A 15,747-nucleotide genomic window follows, 5' to 3' on the forward strand; every position below is an offset into this window, starting at 1 on the left:
TGCGTGCTCCTAGGCCTGGGCCTGCGTGGCGGGGCGGTGGCGGAAAAGGACGCGCTGGAGTGCGGAGAGCGCGAGATCGAGGACGACGGCGACGACCGCCACGAGCACGGCGCCGCCGAGTACCTGCACGAGGTCGCGCTGGGCGAGCCCGTCGAAGACGTACCGGCCGAGCCCGCCGAAGGAGACGTACGCGGCGATGGTGGCCGTCGCGACGACCTGGATGAGCGCGAGCCGGAGCCCGGTCATGATCAGGGGCAGCGCGAGGGGCAGTTCGACCTGGAAGAGGACCTGGTGCCAGCGCATGCCCTGGCCGCGCGCCGCGTCCCGCACCTCGGGGTCGACCGCGGTCATCCCGGCGTAGGTGTTGGTGACGATGGACGGGACCGCCAGCGCCACGAGGGCGATGTAGACCGGCCACATGGACAGCCCGCTGGCGAGGAACACCAGCACGACGAGCCCGACCGTGGGCAGCGCCCGCCCGAAGCTGGACAGGTTGATGGCGATGAAGGCGCCGCGCCCGGTGTGCCCGATGAGCAGGCCGACCGGCAGGGCGATGGCGGCGGCGACGAGCGTGGCGAGCAGGGAGTACTGGAGGTGCTCGGCGAGCCGGTGTCCGATGCCGTCGGGGCCGGTCCACTGCTCACCGCTGACCAGCCAGGAGCCGAGGCCTTCGAGGAGTTCGTACATGAGGTCAGGCCCCCTGCTTCTGCCGGCGGGTCCACGGCGTCAGGACGTACTGGAGGGTGACGAGCAGGGCGTCCGCGACGAGCGCGAGGAGCAGCGTCAGGACGACCCCGACGATGACGGGGGTGGGGAAGTTGCGCTGGAACCCGTCGGTGAAGAGCTGCCCGAGTCCGCCGTCGCCGATGTACGTGGCCACCGAGACCAGGGAGATCGCCATCACCGTCGCGATCCGCACGCCCGCCATGATCACGGGGAGGGCGAGGGGCAGTTCGACGGTGAGCAGGGTGCGCAGCGGCCGGCTGCCCATCGCCTTGGCGGCTTCCTTCGTCCGGGCGGGGACGGAGTCCAGGCCCTCGACGGTGTTCCGCAGGAGCACCACGAGCGTGTAGATCGTCAGGCCGATGACCGTGGTGGTGCGGGTGAGCCCGCTGACCGGCAGGAGGAGCACGAAGACCGCGATGGACGGAATGGTGAACAGGACGTTCGACAGGGCGAGGAGGAGTCCGCGCAGCCTGCGCACCCGGTGCGCCAGCACGGCCAGGGGGAGCGAGACGAGCAGTCCGAGAAGTACGGCGCTGAGCGCGGCCTGCAGGTGGGAGAGCGTCAGGGTGGTGAGATCGTCGGTGTGGTCGGCTATCCACGACCAGTCGACGCTCACGCGGCCACCGTGCTCGCCGCGCTGTGGACCTCGCCCGCGCGGTCGTGGATGTCCTCGCGGGAGGAGACGCCGGTGAGGACGCCGTCCGCGTCGACCCGGGCGATCAGACCGCTCGGCGCGGCGATCGACTCGTTGAGCGCGGAGAGCAGCGAGTCGGTGTCGCGCAGGGGCCGGACGGGTATCTCGGCGTCGCCCTTGCTCTCGCTGTCGCGCCAGGCCAGCGGCCTGCGGGCGGCGTCGAGGGTCAGCTGCCAGCGGGCGCCTTCGGGGGCGGGGCCCTGGGCGACCTCGGTGAGCGTCGTCAGGGACAGCAGCTTCAGGCCGCGCTCCGCGCCCAGGAAGTCCGCGACGAACGCGTTCGCGGGGCGGGCCAGGAGTTCGGCGGGGGCCGCGCACTGGACGAGATGGCCGCCGGTGCGGAAGACGGCTATCTGGTCCCCGAGCCGTACGGCCTCGTCGATGTCGTGCGTGACGAAGACGATGGTCTTGCTCAACTCCTTCTGGAGGCGCAGCAGTTCGTCCTGGAGCTGGGTGCGCACCACGGGGTCGACGGCGCCGAAGGGCTCGTCCATCAGGAGGACCGGCGGATCCGCGGCGAGCGCGCGGGCCACGCCGACGCGCTGCTGCTGGCCGCCGGAGAGCTGGTGGGGGTAGCGCTTCCCGGCGTCCGCGGCGAGGCCGACCGTCTCCAGGAGTTCCGCCGCCCGCGCCCGCGCCTTCCTGCGGCCCCAGCCGAGCAGCAGCGGTACGGTCGCGATGTTGTCCAGGACGGTGCGGTGCGGGAAGAGCCCCGACTGCTGGATGACGTAGCCGATGGAGCGGCGCAGCTCGGCGGCGTCCTGCTCCAGGACGTCCTTGCCGCCCACCTTGATCGTTCCGGAGGTCGGCTCGACCATCCGGTTGATCATGCGGAGCGTGGTCGTCTTGCCGCAACCGGAGGATCCGACGAGGACGGTCACGCCCCCTTCCGGCAGGTCGAGCGTGAGGTCGTGCACCGCGGTCGTGCCGTTCGGGAAGCGCTTGTGGGCCTTGTCGAATTGGATCATGAGGAGTCCCTTGCCCGGCTGCATATCATCATGCAGAGTTCTCGGTGACTGAATAGGTTGTCAATAGGTCGTCGCCGCTCAGGCGTAAATCCCTGGTAACGAGTGGCCGCAGGACAAGACGGAGCGCCTGATAGAGGAGGAATTGCTACTGATGTCGTCTCATATCGCGGACAGGGTGGCCGGAGACAACAGTGCGATCGTCGTCCTCGACGGCCGCCGACTGATGGTCGCAGATGTCGTACGCATGGCCGAATCCGCCGCCAGGCCCGTCCCGGCGACCGACGGCATGAAGCGGGTGGAGGACTCGTGGAACGCCGCGCGGGAAATCGCCTCGTGGGGTCGCGTCTACGGCCGCTCCACCGGCGTCGGCGCCAACCGGAATGAGTCCGTGCCCACCGACGCGGCCGCCGACCACGGCCTGCGCCTGCTGCGCAGCCACGCCGGAGCGATCGGCGAGGAACTCCCCGCCCGGCAGGTCCGCGCCATGCTCGCCGTCCGCGCCAACCAGCTCCTCGCCGGCGGCGCCGGCCTGCGGCCGACCGTCGTCACCGCCCTGTGCGAGGCCCTGGAGACCGGCGCCTACCCGAAGGTCAACGAATTCGGTTCGGTCGGCACCGGCGACATCGCCGCGCTCGCGCAGATGGGCCTCGCGCTGGCGGGCGAACACCCCTGGCAGGGCGCGGGAACAGCCCCCGCACCGCAGCCCCTCGACAACAACGACGCCCTCGCCCTGATCAGCAGCAACGCCCTCACCCTCGGCCAGTCCGCGCTGGCCCTGCACGAACTGCGCGCCCTCATCGCGGCCACGCAGGTGGTGGCGGCGCTGTCCCTGATGGCGATCGACGGCAGCTACGAGGCCTACGCGCTGCCCGTGCACGAGGCGCGGCGGCACGCCGGATCGAACGCGGTCGCGCACCGGATGCGGCTGTTGCTCGGCGCCCCCGACCGCCCCACGCCGCCGCTCGGCCGGATCCAGGACCCGTACGGCTTCCGCTGTGTGCCGCAGATCCACGGGCCCGCGCACGACGCTGCGGACGCGCTCGAAGAGGTCCTCGCGGTCGAGATCAACGCGGCGGCCGAGAACCCGCTGATCTCGGCCGAGGACATGGCCGCCTACCACCACGGCGGCTTCTACCTCGCCCAACTCGCCCTGTCCCTGGACCACTTCCGGCTCGCCGTGACCCAGGTGGCCCGCCTGTCCACCTCGCGCCTCTCCACCCTGAACGAACCGGGCTTCACCCGGCTGCGCCCGTTCCTCGCGGACGGCGAGCCGGCCTCCTCGGGCGTGATGATCCTCGAATACGCGGCCGGTGCGGCTCTCGGCGACCTGCGGGCCTTCTCCGCGCCCGCCTCGCTCGGCCATGCGGTGCTCTCGCGGGGCGTCGAGGAACAGGCCAGCTTCGCGTCCCTGGCGGCGCGCCAGACCTTGCGGGTGTGCGAGGCGTTCCGGCTCGTCGTGGGCTGTGAACTCGTCGCGGCCGTCAGGGCGTTGCGCCAGCGCGAGCTGCGGCTCGACCCGGAGCTGCCCGTCGGCCGGGCCTTCGAACTCGCGGCCTCGGTGCTCGACGCGGAGGCGGCCGACCGGCCGTTGACCGACGATGTGGCGGCGGCCGCCGGGCTGCTCGACCGGTTCGCCGAACTGTGGGACGTCTCGGGCCGGGAGGATCACCCGAAGGTGAACACATAGGCCTGGAGGCCTTCGTCCACGCGCAGTTCGAGACGTGCGGTACGGGAGTCCTCGTCGTCGGTGAGGCGGTACAGCGTCGGCGATCCGCTCACCCGGATGGTCCGGGTGACCTCGCCGTTCACGAGGACGGTCACCTTTCCGGTGCCGGCGAGGACGAGGTTGGCGTTCTTCGCCCGGTAGGCGAAGGCGAGACGGGCGTCGCGACCCGCCGTGAACTGCTCGTAGCCGGCCGTCCATGTGCCGTCCAGCGACAGCTTGTTGAGCGGCAGCGTGCCCTTGGGGAAGCGGTAGGCGGTGGCCCGGTCGTCCACCAGGGGGGTGCCGACGTAGCCACGGATGCGCAGGTTGCTCAGATAGGTCTCGGGCGTCCGTCCGGCGGTCAGATCGTCCATGGCCCGGCCCGTGGGCTTGGGCAGGACGACGGTGGGATCCGCCTGCCGGAGCAGCTCACGGATCATGTTCTCGGTCCGGTCGTACTGCCCCTCGCCGAACTTGAAGTACCGGACGGTGCCTTCGGCGTCGATCAGATACTTCGCCGGCCAGAAGCGGTTGCGGTAGTTGTCCCAGGTGGTGAGGTCGTTGTCGAGGGCGACGGGCCAGTCCACCCCGAGCTTCTCGGCGCCGGCGACGACATTGCCCCGCTTCTTCTCGAAGGCGAACTCGGGGGAGTGCACCCCGATGACGCGCAGCCCGGCATCCCGGTAGGCCTTCTCCCAGTCACGGATATGCGGCACCGCGCGCTGGCAGTTGATGCAGGAGTACGTCCAGAAGTCGATCAGCGTGACCTTGCCGCGCAGGCTCTTCAGGTCGACGGGGCGGTCGCCCGGGGTGTTGAACCAGGAGTCGATGCCCTCCAGCGCCGGGGCCTTCCCGCACGAGCGCAGTTCGTCGGCGCCGTCCTCGCACCGGGAGAGTTCCTTGTTGGAGTTGTCGTAGAGACCGGACAGCTGCTGCCGGGCGGCGTCGCTGTCCTCGATCTTCCGCTGGACACCGGAGGTGTAGTCGGGCAGCGACCGCTGGATGGCGGCGGTGACGTCGAGGGCCAGCGCCAGCGCGAGGACGATCATCAGGGAGCCGGCGGCGATCCGCAGCCCCCGGGCACGCCTGCGGAACGCGGCGACCCGGTCGGCGACCCTGCGCCCGGCCAGGGCGAACACGAGCAGGGGCACGGCGGTGCCGACGGCGAACGACAGGGTCAGCACCACGATGTCGGAGCTGATCTCGCCCCGGGCGCCCGCGATGGTGATCGCGGCGAGCACCGGGCCCGCGCACGGCACGTACAGCAGGCCGAGGCCCAGACCGAGGACGAAGGCGCTGCCCTCCTTGTTCACCTGGCGCTGCGGGATACGGGCGAACGGCTTCTCCAACAGCCGTTCGACGGGCGGGAAGATCAGACCCAGGCCGATGAGGACGAGCAGTCCCAGGCCCACGTACCGCAGGATGTCCTGCGGCAGACCGAGGGCGGAGATGATCGTCACGCCCAGCAGGGTGAAGAAGGCGAAGCTGACCACGAGGCCCGCGACCACGGCGTAGGGACGCCGGTTGCGCGGCGCGCGTGCGGGGGCGTCCGGGGCGGGAGCGGTCGCCACCCCGCCGCGCCCGGCCCCACCGCCCGCACCGCCTGCGGCCCCGCCCGGGGCCCGGACCGGCTTGCCCGCGTCCTTGCCCTGCCCCGCGCCGCCCGCCAGGAACACCACCGGCAGCACGGGCAGGATGCAGGGCGACACCGCGGTGATCAGCCCTCCCAGCAGCCCGATCAGCATCAGCGTGATCATGACGTACCGCCTCTCACGGGAGAGAGCGGCAGTCTCCGCGGCCCTCACCCCGTATTCGGCGCCGGGCGTACACCGGATTGGTGGCGGGGAGGGCGCCGACCCGGTGCGCGGCCCCGCGACGACCCGGGGCACGCGGCCCGGCGGGGCGGCGCGTAGCGTACGCGGCGAGGAGACCGGCCCGGTGCGCGTCGGCAAACGACGGTGGTTCCTGGGGGAGACGACGGTGGTCCTGAGGGGAGACGACGGTGATTCCTGAGGGGGAGACGACGGTGGTTCCCGCCATCGCGGCGGACGGCGCGACGGTCGTACTGGGCGACACCACCCTGCTCGCGCCCACGACGTTCTCGGTGATGCCGGGCCAATTCTGGTGTGTCACGGGCGGCAACGGCTCGGGCAAGACGACGCTGCTGCGCGCCTTCCTGGGCGGCCGGACCCTGACGGCCGGCTCGTGCTCGGTGCTCGGGGACCCCGTCGACCTGGCCAAACCCCTGCACCGCCGCCTCGTCGCGTCGCTCGTCGACCCGATCCCGTACGCCCGGGACATGACGCTGCGCGAGCAGGTGACCCTGGTCGCCGCCTCCTGGTACGGCAACTCCCCGGACACCGCGGAACGCGCCGGGCGGATCATCGACCGGCTGGGACTGGCCCCGCTGGGCGAGCGGTTCCCCCATCAGGTCTCGTCCGGACAGCTCCAGCTCTTCGGACTGGCCCTGACGCTGGTCCGCCCCGCCGACGTCGTCCTGCTCGACGAACCCGAACGGCACCTCGACAGCGACCGCGTCGCCCTGGTGGCCGCCCTGCTCACCGAGCGGGCCGAGGAGGGCACCGCCTTCCTGGTGGCCACGCACGAGGAGGCGCTGGTGGCCGTGCGGGACGGCCGCGTGCGGCTGTGACCACGACGCGCCCCGCCGCCGACGCGCCCGCGGCCGCCGCCTCCGACGCGCGCGCCCGCGTGCAGGCCGTACACAGGGGCTACGCCCGGCGCGGCGGCCGGGCCACGGTGCGGGGCCGTGCGTACCCGGCCTATCTCGTCGCGCTGTTCACCGTCTTCTTCCTGGTGCCGGTCATCCACGCCCGGAGCACCTCGACGGCGCCGTTCTCCGTGTCCTCCGCGAGCCTCCCGGCCGGGGCCGTGCCCCTGGTCTGCGCGCTCGCGACGGCCGTGTGCTGGGGCGGCCAACTCGCCGGCCGGTTCTGGGGGCCGCTGGTGGTCCAGCCGTTCCTGCTGCACGTGCTGGTGTCCACGGATCTCTCGCCCGCCCACTACCTCGGGACGATCGCCCGGCGTCGACTGGCGTACGCGGGCACCGCCACGCTGCTGTCGCTCGGCTCGGCGGCCTACCTCGCGACCGACCTGTTCGACCGCCCCGGCACCGCACTGCCGGGTCTCGCGGTCCTGGCCGGGGTCAGCGCCGTCGCGGCGGCGGCCTGGTTGTGGGGCCAGGTCCGGCCGGTACGGGACAACCTCCTGCTCGCCGGTGCCGTCGGCGTCTTCGCCCTCGTCGTCGCCGCGCTGGGCGGTGCGGCCCCCGACGGCCGCTTCGGTCACGGGCTCGCCGCCCTCCTCCCGGCGGTCCTGGCAGCGGCTCTCGGACCGCCGGCGTTCCGCGCACTGCCCGCGATCGACCTCGCCCGGCTCGCACGGGAGTCGGCGCGCGCCTCCCAGGCCCAGGCGTACGCGTGGACGGGCACGCTCCACCACGCACTCGACCTGTACCGGCCGGAGCCGCGCGGCTTCACCTCCGCCCTGCTCCGCACCGACGGACTCCTGCGCGGGTATCTCGCCCAAGGGGCGGTGCGGGCGCTGCGCACGCCCGGCCGCGCCGCCGCGGCCGTGACGCTCCTGCCGGCCGGCGGCGCCTCGCTGACCCACGGGGTCGCCGGATCAGGAGGCGGACCGGAGTGGTGGTGGGCGGCCGGTGCGGTCGCGGTGTATCTGGGGTCCGGGTGGGTGGGGGAGACCTGGCGCGGTCTGCGCGACGAGCTGACTCTGGCCCCGCTGTTCGGCGGGCGATGGGGCGGGCTGCCCGCCCGGACCCTGGCCTGGCCCGTCGTCGCCGTGACCGCCGGAACCTGTCTGGGCGGCGGCGCGGTGGCCCTGCTCCGGTGGCCCCTCCCCGACGGCCGGGCGGGGAGCACGGTCCTGCTCGTCGCCGGATCGGTGGTGCTGGTGCTCGGCGCCCGGTTCCTGCGGGAGATGAAGCTGCATCTGCCGCTCGAACTGCTGCTCCCGGTCATCACGCCCTTCGGCGATCTGTCCGGACTGCGGGTCCTGGCCTGGCAGTTCGACGGAATCGTCGTCGTGGTGACCGGGGTCGCCGTGATGAACGCCGTCCCCACCGCGCCCGGCGCGGCAGCGGCGGTCTGCCTGGCCGCCTGCTGCGTCCTCGCGGGGCTGCGCCGGACCGGATGGGCGCACCGGGGGCTGCTCTCCCGTCTTCGCCGGGGGGAGCGGCGCGCACCCGGGCCCGTTCACGGCGCTTCCCCGTGAACGAGCCCCTGCGAACGCCTCCCCCGTGAACGCCCTCCGAACGCTCCCGCGCCGAGCGCGACCCCGTTCCCCTCAGGAGCGGGTGGCGGTTCCGCAGCCCTCGGCGTCGCTTTCCCGCATGCGTTCCTCCATCGACGTGCTCCGGTCGTAGGGGTCGACCTCGGGGCCGTCGCCCCCCTCGGAGGTGGTGCGGTCGGCGAGGAACGCGGGGGTCAGATAGCCGGTGTAGGAGTCGCAACCGCCGTTGGTGGCGTCCACCTTGTAGGAGACGAGGGAGAACGTCCCCGGCTCGATCACGATCTTCGCCGGGTCGTCCCAGCTCACCACCACCTCGCGGCGCAGGATGGTGCGCGCGACCTCGTCGCTGCCCTCCGCTGCGCGCACGAGCGGGTAGACGTAGGTGACGTCGGTGGAGATCTCCACCGCGCCGCGCTTGCCCTCCCGGAACGTGACCCGGCCGCGGGTCTTGACCACGTCCCCGACCGGCCGCACGTCGGCGGGCCGGAAGCGGCTGAACAGCAGGAGGGGGTCGTTCTCCCGGTCGGGCGCGCGGAACGCCTTCCCGAGGAAGTCCTGGACATCCGACTGGTGCGGGTTGATGAGCGCCAGGGCCTTCTCGGGCCGCTCGCCGCGCAGCACGGCGGGGTCGAGACTGGACGCGACGAGGAAGTCCCGGGTCCGGTCCAGCGCCTTGTCCACCTCCGCCTTGCTCATCCAGCCGGTCGCCTGCGCCGCGGGCAGGTGGATACCCGCCGCGCCGTCGCCCCAGCGCGCCGCCGGTGATCCGGCGAACGGCCTGTCCGGGGTGGGCGGTCGGTCCGCCGCCTCCCGCGCGGGCGGCCGGCCCGGACGCTCCGACTCCGCGGCGAGGGGGGAGGTGTCCGTCCCCTCCCCGCCGTCGAACCAGCCGACGATCCGGCCGGGGGCGACGGCCACCGCGACCAGCAGCACGACGACGACCGCCAGGCCGATCGCGTACCAGCCCCGGCCGCGCCGCGGCCGGTCCGGCGTGTAGGTCCGCCACCCCTGCGGCGGTCCTGGCTCCTCCTGGATCCGCCGCGTCACCATCCGGGCCCGCGCCGACGGTTCCTCGGGCGCACCCGGGCTTCCGGCCTCGGCCTCCTTGAGGAAACGCTCCCACTCCTCGTCCGGTATGGACGCCCCACCCTGGCTCAACCCACTGCTCCCGTCCCCTGGTTGCGCGCCGGTCCCTCCCCAGGTCCGAGCGCCGTACGGGGCATCATCACATGGCCCGCCGACACCGTCGGCGGTCGGGCGGCCGGGTCACGGGCCGGGAGCTCCCGCGCGCAGCCCGTCCATGACGAAGTCCAGGAGCCGGCCGGCTCTCGGCTCCCAGTCCTCGTGCGGATCGATCTGCCAGAGCCCGGCGATGGCCAGGAAGAAGTCGTCCGGAGTCACCCCGGGGCGGATGGCGCCGGCCTCCTCGCAGGTGCGGAGCAGGATTCCGGCCGCTTCCATGACCGGTGTGGGGCCGGGCTTGGCGGGTCCGCCCGGCGCGCTGGTGACCAGCCGGATCGCATCGGCCAGACCGGCCTTCGTCATAGCGAAGCGGGCGAGACGGTCCATCCACTCGCGCAGGGCCCGCTCGGGCGGGTGGGTCTCCAGCAACGCGCACGCCGCGTCGGCGACCTGCTGCATCTCGAAGCGGTAGACCTCCAGGACGAGCGCCTCGCGGTGGGGGAAGTTGCGGTAGAAGGTGCCCTGCCCGACGCCCGCCTTCTTGGCGATCGCGCTCAGCGGGGCGTCCGCGCGCAGGGTCAGCTCGACCATGGCCACCCGCAGGATGCGCTCGCGGTTGCGCTGCGCGTCCGAACGCAGGGGGGAGTCCTTCTTCGGCTGGGACACGGATCCTCCTCGGGGGTGCGTGGCCGAAACGCGTCCTTGTTAACCGGACAGCTGTCCGTTACGTTTTTCCAGTAAGCGGACAACGGTCCGGTTAGGGCTACCTTACCGCCGACCGGGGCCGCCGGTCACCGGCCGACGCCCCCGGTTCCTCGTCATCAGACACCAGAGAAGGCTGATCATGGCCCCAGCGACCTCGTCGACGTCCAGTGCGATCACCCTGAACATCAACGGCGAGAAGCACCACCTGTCCGTCGACCACCGCACCACCCTGCTCGACGCGCTGCGCGAGCGCCTCGATCTCACCGGCACCAAGAAGGGCTGCGACCAGGGACAGTGCGGCGCGTGCACCGTCCTGGTCGACCGGCGGCGCGCTGTCTCCTGCCTCAGCCTCGCCGTCGCGGCCGAGGGCCGCGAGATCACCACCATCGAAGGCGTCGCCGACGGCGACGAGCTCCACCCGGTCCAACAGGCCTTCCTCGACCTCGACGGCTACCAGTGCGGCTACTGCACACCGGGCCAGATCTGCTCGGCCATCGCCGTCATCGAGGAACACGCGGCCGGCTGGCCGAGCGCCGTCACCGGCGGTGGCCCCGATGCGGGGCCGCCACCGCTGACACCCGAAGAGATCCGCGAGCGGATGAGCGGCAACCTGTGCCGCTGCGGCGCCTACGTCTCGATCGTCCAGGCCGTCGCCAGGGCCGCCGAGGCCCACGCCGAGGACCGGGCGAAGGCCCCGAAGGAGGTCGTCGCATGAAGGAGTTCGGCTATCAGCGCGCCCACGACGTCACCGGCGCCCTCGCCCTGCTCGCCGCCGACCCGGACGCGCGGTTCCTCGGCGGCGGCACCAACCTCGTCGACCTGATGAAGTCCGGCGTGGAGCGGCCCGCCCGGCTCGTCGACGTCCGTGACCTCCCCCTGGACCACATCGAACCCACGGCCGACGGCGGGCTGCGCATCGGCGCGACCGTCACCAACAGCGACCTCGCCGCCCACCCCGAAGTGCGCCGTCACTACCCGGCGTTGGCCCAGGCCGTGCTGGCCGGCGCCTCCGGCCAGCTGCGCAACATGGCCACCGTCGGCGGCAACCTCCTCCAGCGCACCCGCTGCGGCTACTTCACCGACGTGAGCAAGCCCTGCAACAAGCGGACCCCGGGCAGCGGCTGCCCCGCCGTCGACGGCGAGAACCACAACCACGCCGTCCTCGGCGCCTCCGACCACTGCGTGGCCGTGCACCCCTCCGACATGGGCGTGGCCCTGACGGCGTTCGACGCCGTCGTCTCCTACGAGAGCGCCGAGGGGCCCGGCGAGAGGCCGATCACCGACTTCTACCTCCCCGTCGGCGACACCCCGCACCGGGAGACGGCCCTGCCGCCCGGCGCGCTGATCACCCATGTCAGCCTGGAGCCCGCCCCGGTCGCCGCCCGCTCCCGCTACCGCAAGGTGCGCGAACGCGCCTCGTACGCCTTCGCCATCGGCTCCGTGGCCGCGGCGCTCGACATCGAGGACGGACGCGTACGGGACGCGCGCCTCGCCTTCGGGGCCGTCGCCTCCCGGCCCTGGCGCGCCCGCGCGGCGGAAGCCGTCCTGATCGGCGCACCCGCCGACGGCGCGACCTTCGCCGCCGCCGCCGACGCCGAACTGGCCGCTGCCCGACAACGGATACAAGGTGACCCTCATGCGCAACCTCGCGGTCTCCGTCCTGACCGAACTCGCCGAGGAGGACGCCCGATGACGACCACCACGCCCGGACCCCCGGCCGTGCGCGGGGCCGTCGGCGTCGCCCACACCCGCGTGGAGGGCCGCGACAAGGTCACCGGCGCCGCGCGTTACGCCGGCGAGATCCCCTTCGCCGGTCTGGCCCACGGCTGGCTCGTGCTGTCCACCGTCACCCGCGGCCGGATCCGTTCGGTGGAGACCGCCCCGGTCCTGGACCTGCCGGGCGTGCTCACGGTGCTGCACCACGGCAACGCCCCCCGCCTGAACACCGACTACATCGGGATGCTCGGCACCCCGCCGGACCCGACCTGCGCCGTCTTCCAGAACGACCAGGTGCCGTTCGCCGGCTGGCCGGTCGCCCTGGTCGTCGCCGAGACCCCCGAGGAGGCCCGGGAGGCCGCCGAAGCGCTCGTGGTGACGTACGACCAGGAGCCGCACGACACCGTGCTCGCCGCCGACCACCCCGGCGCCTACCCCGCCGCCGGCCATATGCCGGCCGAGACGGAGAAGGGCGACCTGGAAGCGCGACTGGCCGCCTCCGCCTTCGTGGTGGACGCGCGGTACACCACCCCCGAAGAACAGCACAGCATGATGGAGCCGCACGCGGCGACCGCCCGGTGGGACGGCGGCCGGCTGGAGGTCGTCGACTCCAACCAGGGCGCCGGCTGGGTCCAGAGCGAGCTGGCCACGATGTTCTCGCTCGACGCCTCCGCGGTGCGGGTGCGCTCCGAGCACATCGGCGGTGGCTTCGGCAGCAAGGGCCTGCGCGCCCACCAGGTGTCCGCCGTGATGGCCGCCACCGCCCTGCAACGCCCCGTACGCGTGGTGCTGACCCGGCGTCAGACCTTCTCGCTGGGCGGCTACCGCAGCCCCACCGCCCAGCGGATCCGGCTCGGCGCGGCTCCCGACGGCCGACTGCTGGCCCTGGAGCACCGCTCGCTGAACCAGACCTCGACGGTGTACGAGTTCGTCGAGCCCAGCGCGGGCGTCGCCCGGGTGCTGTACGACGCCGACGCCCACCGCACCGCCAACCACGTCGTCCGGCTCGACGTGCCGTCCCCGACCTGGATGCGCGCACCGGGGGAGGCCCCGGGGTCGTTCGCGATCGAGGCGGCCCTCGACGAACTCGCCGAGCGCAGCGGCGTCGACCCGATCGAGCTGCGCCTGCGCAACGAGCCGGACGTCGGGCCCGTCTCGGGGCTCCCGTTCAGCAGCCACAACCTCGCGGCCTGCTTCCGTGAAGGCGCGCGCAGGTTCGGCTGGGCGGACCGCGACCCGCGCCCCGGCACGCGCCGCGACGGACGCTGGCTGCTGGGCACCGGCACGGCCGCTGCCTCCTTCGGCGCGGGGGCCGCCCCGTCCACCGCCCTGGTCACGGCGGAGGCGGACGGTTCCTTCACCGTACGGATCGCCGCGGCCGACATCGGCACCGGAGCCCGCACCGCGCTCACCCTGATCGCCGCCGACGCGCTGGAGACCGCACCCGAACACGTCCGGGTCCGCATCGGGGACAGCGACTTCGGCCCCGCGATGATCGCCGGCGGCTCGATGGGCACCCGCTCCTGGGCCTGGGCCGTCACGGCGGCGGCCGCCGAACTGCGGGAGCGGCTCGCGGTGACCACGGTGATCCCCCCGGAGGGGATCACCGTGCGGTCCGACACCACCGAGGCCCTCGGCGCCCTGGCGCAGAAGGAACGGCACTCCTTCGGAGCCCAGTTCGCCGAGGTCGCCGTCGACGTCGCCACCGGCGAGGTTCGGGTCCGCCGCATGCTGGGCATCTTCGCGGCGGGCCGGATCGTCAATCCGCTCACCGCCCGCAACCAGCTCGTCGGCGGGATGACCTGGGGCATCTCGATGGCCCTGCACGAGGAGGCGGTCCGCGACCGGAACAACGGCGGCCACTACGCCCCCGATCTCGCCGGCTACCACGTGGCCACACACGCCGACGTGCCGGACATCGAGGCGGACTGGGTGGACGACCACGACCCGGACGACCCGGTCGGCATCAAGGGCGTCGGGGAGATCGGCATCGTGGGCGCGGCGGCCGCCGTCGCCAACGCGGTCTGGCACGCCACCGGTGTACGCCACCGCGACCTGCCGATCCGCCCCGACCGGGTTCTCGCGGCGTCGACGCCGGACTCCGCCGACGCGGCTCCGGCGGGCGGGGGAGCCGTGGATGCTTGACATCGCCGGCGAGCTGAGCCGATGGATGGAGGAGGGCCGGGAGTTCGCCGTCGGCACCGTCGTCTCCGTCGGCGGCAGCGCGCCGCGCGGGCCCGGTGCCGCCCTCGCAGTCGACAGCGAGGGCACGGCGATCGGCTCGGTCTCCGGCGGCTGTGTGGAGGGCGCGGTCTACGAACTGTGCGCGCAGGCCCTCCAGGACGGCGTGACCGTGCGCGAACAGTTCGGCTACAGCGACGAGGACGCCTTCGCCGTCGGGCTGACCTGCGGCGGGGTCATCGACATCATGATCACGCCGGTCCGGGCCGACTCGCCGGAGCGGGAGGTGCTGCGGGCCGCGCTGTACGCCGCCGTATCGGGCGGGGCGGCGGCCCTCGCCCGGGTGGTGCGCGGCCCGGACGGCTTCCTGGGGCGGTCCCTGCTCGTCCGCGCCGACGGCAGCCACGAGGGCGGTCTCGGGGGTCACCCGGAGCTGGACCGTACGGCGGCGGCCGAGGCCTCGGCCCTGCTGGAGGCCGGCCGGACCGGCACCGTCTCGCTCTCCGACGACGGGTCGCACTGCCCCGGCGGGCTCACCCTGCTCGTCGAGAGCAGCGTGGAGCCGCCCCGCATGATCGTCTTCGGTGCGGTCGACTTCGCCGCGGCGCTGGTGCGGGCCGGGAAGTTCCTCGGCCATCACGTGACGGTGTGCGACGCCCGGCCCGTCTTCGCCACCCGGGCCCGGTTTCCCGAGGCCGACGAGGTCGTCGTCGACTGGCCCCACCGCTATCTGCGGCGCACCCCCACCGACGGGCGCACCGTCCTGTGCGTGCTCACGCACGAGGCCCGGTTCGACGTGCCGCTGCTCGTGGAGGCGCTGCGGATGCCCGCCGCGTTCGTCGGCGCGATGGGCTCGCGCCGGACCCACGAGGAACGGACGCGGCGGCTGCGCGAGGCGGGCCTGAGCGACCCCGAGCTGGACCGGCTGCGCTCGCCCATCGGCCTGGACCTCGGAGCCCGTACGCCCGAGGAGACCGCGCTGTCCATCGCGGCGGAGATCGTCGCGGCCCGGCGCGGCGGCACGGGCCGGCCGCTGACCGGCGGCGCGGCGCCCATCCACCGGGCGTCCCACCGGGAGCCGTGGGCCGTCAGTACGCGGTGAGGCCCGCAGCGGTTCGGGCGACGCCGGAGGGCGCTCCGTGGCGCGCATGCCCCCTTTGCGAGGAATACTCGGTAGGAGGGCTCCACGTCCTCGTCGAGGAGCCTGTGCACCTCGGAGCCCGGCGATCGGCCGGGTACACGTTTGGCGGGGCCGTTCGGGGTCACTCCATGACGGCGGGGCGAGCCACTGAAAGCCGGGCAGCCCGATGACGGGCTGCGGGCTCCGCGCCGTGGTCGAGGAGGCATGAACCGCTCGACCGTGGAACTACCGCTGACCGCACAGGAGGACACGATGCGTGATGTACGCAGGCTCTTGCGGGCCAAGATCCTCAAGGCCCGAGGGCTGGCCGAGGAATCGGACGGCAAGGCGCTCGACGACCAAAGCCGCAAGGACGGGGGCCGACGCCGGCAGGCGGAGGCGCGCCGACAGGAGCAGCGGGGCCGGCCCGACGGCCGACCCGGCCGTTGAACGGCCCAGGGGTTCGGGTACCCGAGGGTGAGGA

At 73.3% G+C, this 15,747-nt stretch carries 13 protein-coding genes and 1 pseudogene; 8 read left to right on the forward strand and 6 right to left on the reverse strand.

Going from position 1 to position 15,747, the window contains the following annotated elements:
* Positions 1-9 precede the first annotated feature (9 nt).
* Genes ACH4UK_RS31360 through ACH4UK_RS31370 form a run of 3 tightly spaced genes read right to left on the reverse strand, consistent with a single transcriptional unit; the run spans position 10 to position 2,412 of the window.
* Positions 10-687: an ABC transporter permease gene (locus ACH4UK_RS31360; protein ID WP_398361740.1), complete on the reverse strand. Its 678-nt coding sequence runs from the start codon at positions 685-687 to the stop codon at positions 10-12.
* A 4-nt stretch (positions 688-691) separates the two neighbouring features.
* Positions 692-1,342 carry an ABC transporter permease gene (locus tag ACH4UK_RS31365; RefSeq protein ID WP_398361742.1) on the reverse strand — a complete coding sequence of 217 codons (651 nt, stop codon included), beginning with the start codon at positions 1,340-1,342 and terminating at the stop codon, positions 692-694.
* The gene (locus ACH4UK_RS31370) at positions 1,339-2,412 is read right to left on the reverse strand and encodes an ABC transporter ATP-binding protein (RefSeq protein WP_398361744.1); all 1,074 of its coding nucleotides are present in this window, start codon (positions 2,410-2,412) and stop codon (positions 1,339-1,341) included. The genes ACH4UK_RS31365 and ACH4UK_RS31370 overlap by 4 nt, the downstream gene beginning before the upstream one ends.
* A 127-nt stretch (positions 2,413-2,539) precedes the next feature.
* On the opposite strand from ACH4UK_RS31370, the gene ACH4UK_RS31375 reads away from it, so the two are divergent.
* Positions 2,540-4,075 (forward strand): aromatic amino acid ammonia-lyase, encoded by a 1,536-nt coding sequence (locus ACH4UK_RS31375; protein WP_398361746.1) that lies wholly within the window; start codon positions 2,540-2,542, stop codon positions 4,073-4,075.
* Here the strand turns inward: ACH4UK_RS31375 and ACH4UK_RS31380 are convergent.
* Positions 4,054-5,850, reverse strand: coding sequence for a cytochrome c biogenesis protein DipZ (locus ACH4UK_RS31380; RefSeq protein ID WP_398361748.1), 1,797 nt, complete (start codon positions 5,848-5,850; stop codon positions 4,054-4,056). The genes ACH4UK_RS31375 and ACH4UK_RS31380 overlap by 22 nt on opposite strands.
* Before the next feature lie 245 nt (positions 5,851-6,095).
* Between ACH4UK_RS31380 and ACH4UK_RS31385 the strand changes: the two genes are divergently transcribed.
* Positions 6,096-6,743, forward strand: a complete 648-nt coding sequence (locus ACH4UK_RS31385) for an ATP-binding cassette domain-containing protein (protein ID WP_398361749.1) — start codon at positions 6,096-6,098, stop codon at positions 6,741-6,743.
* Positions 6,740-8,341, forward strand: coding sequence for a hypothetical protein (locus ACH4UK_RS31390; protein WP_398361751.1), 1,602 nt, complete (start codon positions 6,740-6,742; stop codon positions 8,339-8,341). Before ACH4UK_RS31385 ends, ACH4UK_RS31390 begins: the two co-directional genes overlap by 4 nt.
* A 72-nt stretch (positions 8,342-8,413) precedes the next feature.
* Here ACH4UK_RS31390 and ACH4UK_RS31395 read toward each other — a convergent pair whose 3' ends face one another.
* On the reverse strand, positions 8,414-9,517 hold the full coding sequence (locus ACH4UK_RS31395) for a hypothetical protein (protein ID WP_398361753.1): 1,104 nt from the start codon (positions 9,515-9,517) through the stop codon (positions 8,414-8,416).
* 108 nt (positions 9,518-9,625) lie between these two features.
* Positions 9,626-10,207, reverse strand: coding sequence for a TetR/AcrR family transcriptional regulator (locus ACH4UK_RS31400; RefSeq protein ID WP_398361754.1), 582 nt, complete (start codon positions 10,205-10,207; stop codon positions 9,626-9,628).
* Between the two features lie 178 nt (positions 10,208-10,385).
* Here ACH4UK_RS31400 and ACH4UK_RS31405 point away from each other — a divergent pair, with 178 nt between their 5' ends.
* The 5 genes and pseudogenes from ACH4UK_RS31405 (at position 10,386) to ACH4UK_RS31425 (ending at position 15,713) form a co-directional block, all read left to right on the forward strand.
* Complete coding sequence (locus ACH4UK_RS31405) at positions 10,386-10,961, forward strand: (2Fe-2S)-binding protein (protein WP_398361756.1); 576 nt, start codon at positions 10,386-10,388, stop codon at positions 10,959-10,961.
* Positions 10,958-11,939, forward strand: a pseudogene (locus ACH4UK_RS31410) (FAD binding domain-containing protein). The gene ACH4UK_RS31405 and the pseudogene ACH4UK_RS31410 overlap by 4 nt, the downstream one beginning before the upstream one ends.
* Positions 11,936-14,107: a xanthine dehydrogenase family protein molybdopterin-binding subunit gene (locus tag ACH4UK_RS31415; protein WP_398361757.1), complete on the forward strand. Its 2,172-nt coding sequence runs from the start codon at positions 11,936-11,938 to the stop codon at positions 14,105-14,107. The pseudogene ACH4UK_RS31410 and the gene ACH4UK_RS31415 overlap by 4 nt, the downstream one beginning before the upstream one ends.
* Positions 14,100-15,245, forward strand: coding sequence for an XdhC family protein (locus ACH4UK_RS31420; protein WP_398361759.1), 1,146 nt, complete (start codon positions 14,100-14,102; stop codon positions 15,243-15,245). The genes ACH4UK_RS31415 and ACH4UK_RS31420 overlap by 8 nt, the downstream gene beginning before the upstream one ends.
* Positions 15,246-15,488: 243 nt before the next feature.
* Positions 15,489-15,713, forward strand: coding sequence for a hypothetical protein (locus tag ACH4UK_RS31425; protein ID WP_398361760.1), 225 nt, complete (start codon positions 15,489-15,491; stop codon positions 15,711-15,713).
* The last annotated feature ends 34 nt before the right edge of the window (positions 15,714-15,747 follow it).

Origin of the sequence: Streptomyces sp. NPDC020884 (assembly GCF_044333935.1) — a bacterium.
In the GTDB taxonomy this organism is placed as follows: domain Bacteria; phylum Actinomycetota; class Actinomycetes; order Streptomycetales; family Streptomycetaceae; genus Streptomyces.

Excerpts from the sequence above, each read along its gene's own strand:
- ACH4UK_RS31380 (WP_398361748.1), bottom strand. The coding sequence starts at position 5,850 with ATGATCACGCTGATGCTGATCGGGCTGCTGGGAGGGCTGATCACCGCG.
- ACH4UK_RS31360 (WP_398361740.1), bottom strand. The coding sequence starts at position 687 with ATGTACGAACTCCTCGAAGGCCTCGGCTCCTGGCTGGTCAGCGGTGAG.
- ACH4UK_RS31420 (WP_398361759.1), top strand. The coding sequence starts at position 14,100 with ATGCTTGACATCGCCGGCGAGCTGAGCCGATGGATGGAGGAGGGCCGG.
- ACH4UK_RS31375 (WP_398361746.1), top strand. The coding sequence starts at position 2,540 with ATGTCGTCTCATATCGCGGACAGGGTGGCCGGAGACAACAGTGCGATC.
- ACH4UK_RS31415 (WP_398361757.1), top strand. The coding sequence starts at position 11,936 with ATGACGACCACCACGCCCGGACCCCCGGCCGTGCGCGGGGCCGTCGGC.
- ACH4UK_RS31370 (WP_398361744.1), bottom strand. The coding sequence starts at position 2,412 with ATGCAGCCGGGCAAGGGACTCCTCATGATCCAATTCGACAAGGCCCAC.
- ACH4UK_RS31425 (WP_398361760.1), top strand. The coding sequence starts at position 15,489 with ATGAACCGCTCGACCGTGGAACTACCGCTGACCGCACAGGAGGACACG.
- ACH4UK_RS31405 (WP_398361756.1), top strand. The coding sequence starts at position 10,386 with ATGGCCCCAGCGACCTCGTCGACGTCCAGTGCGATCACCCTGAACATC.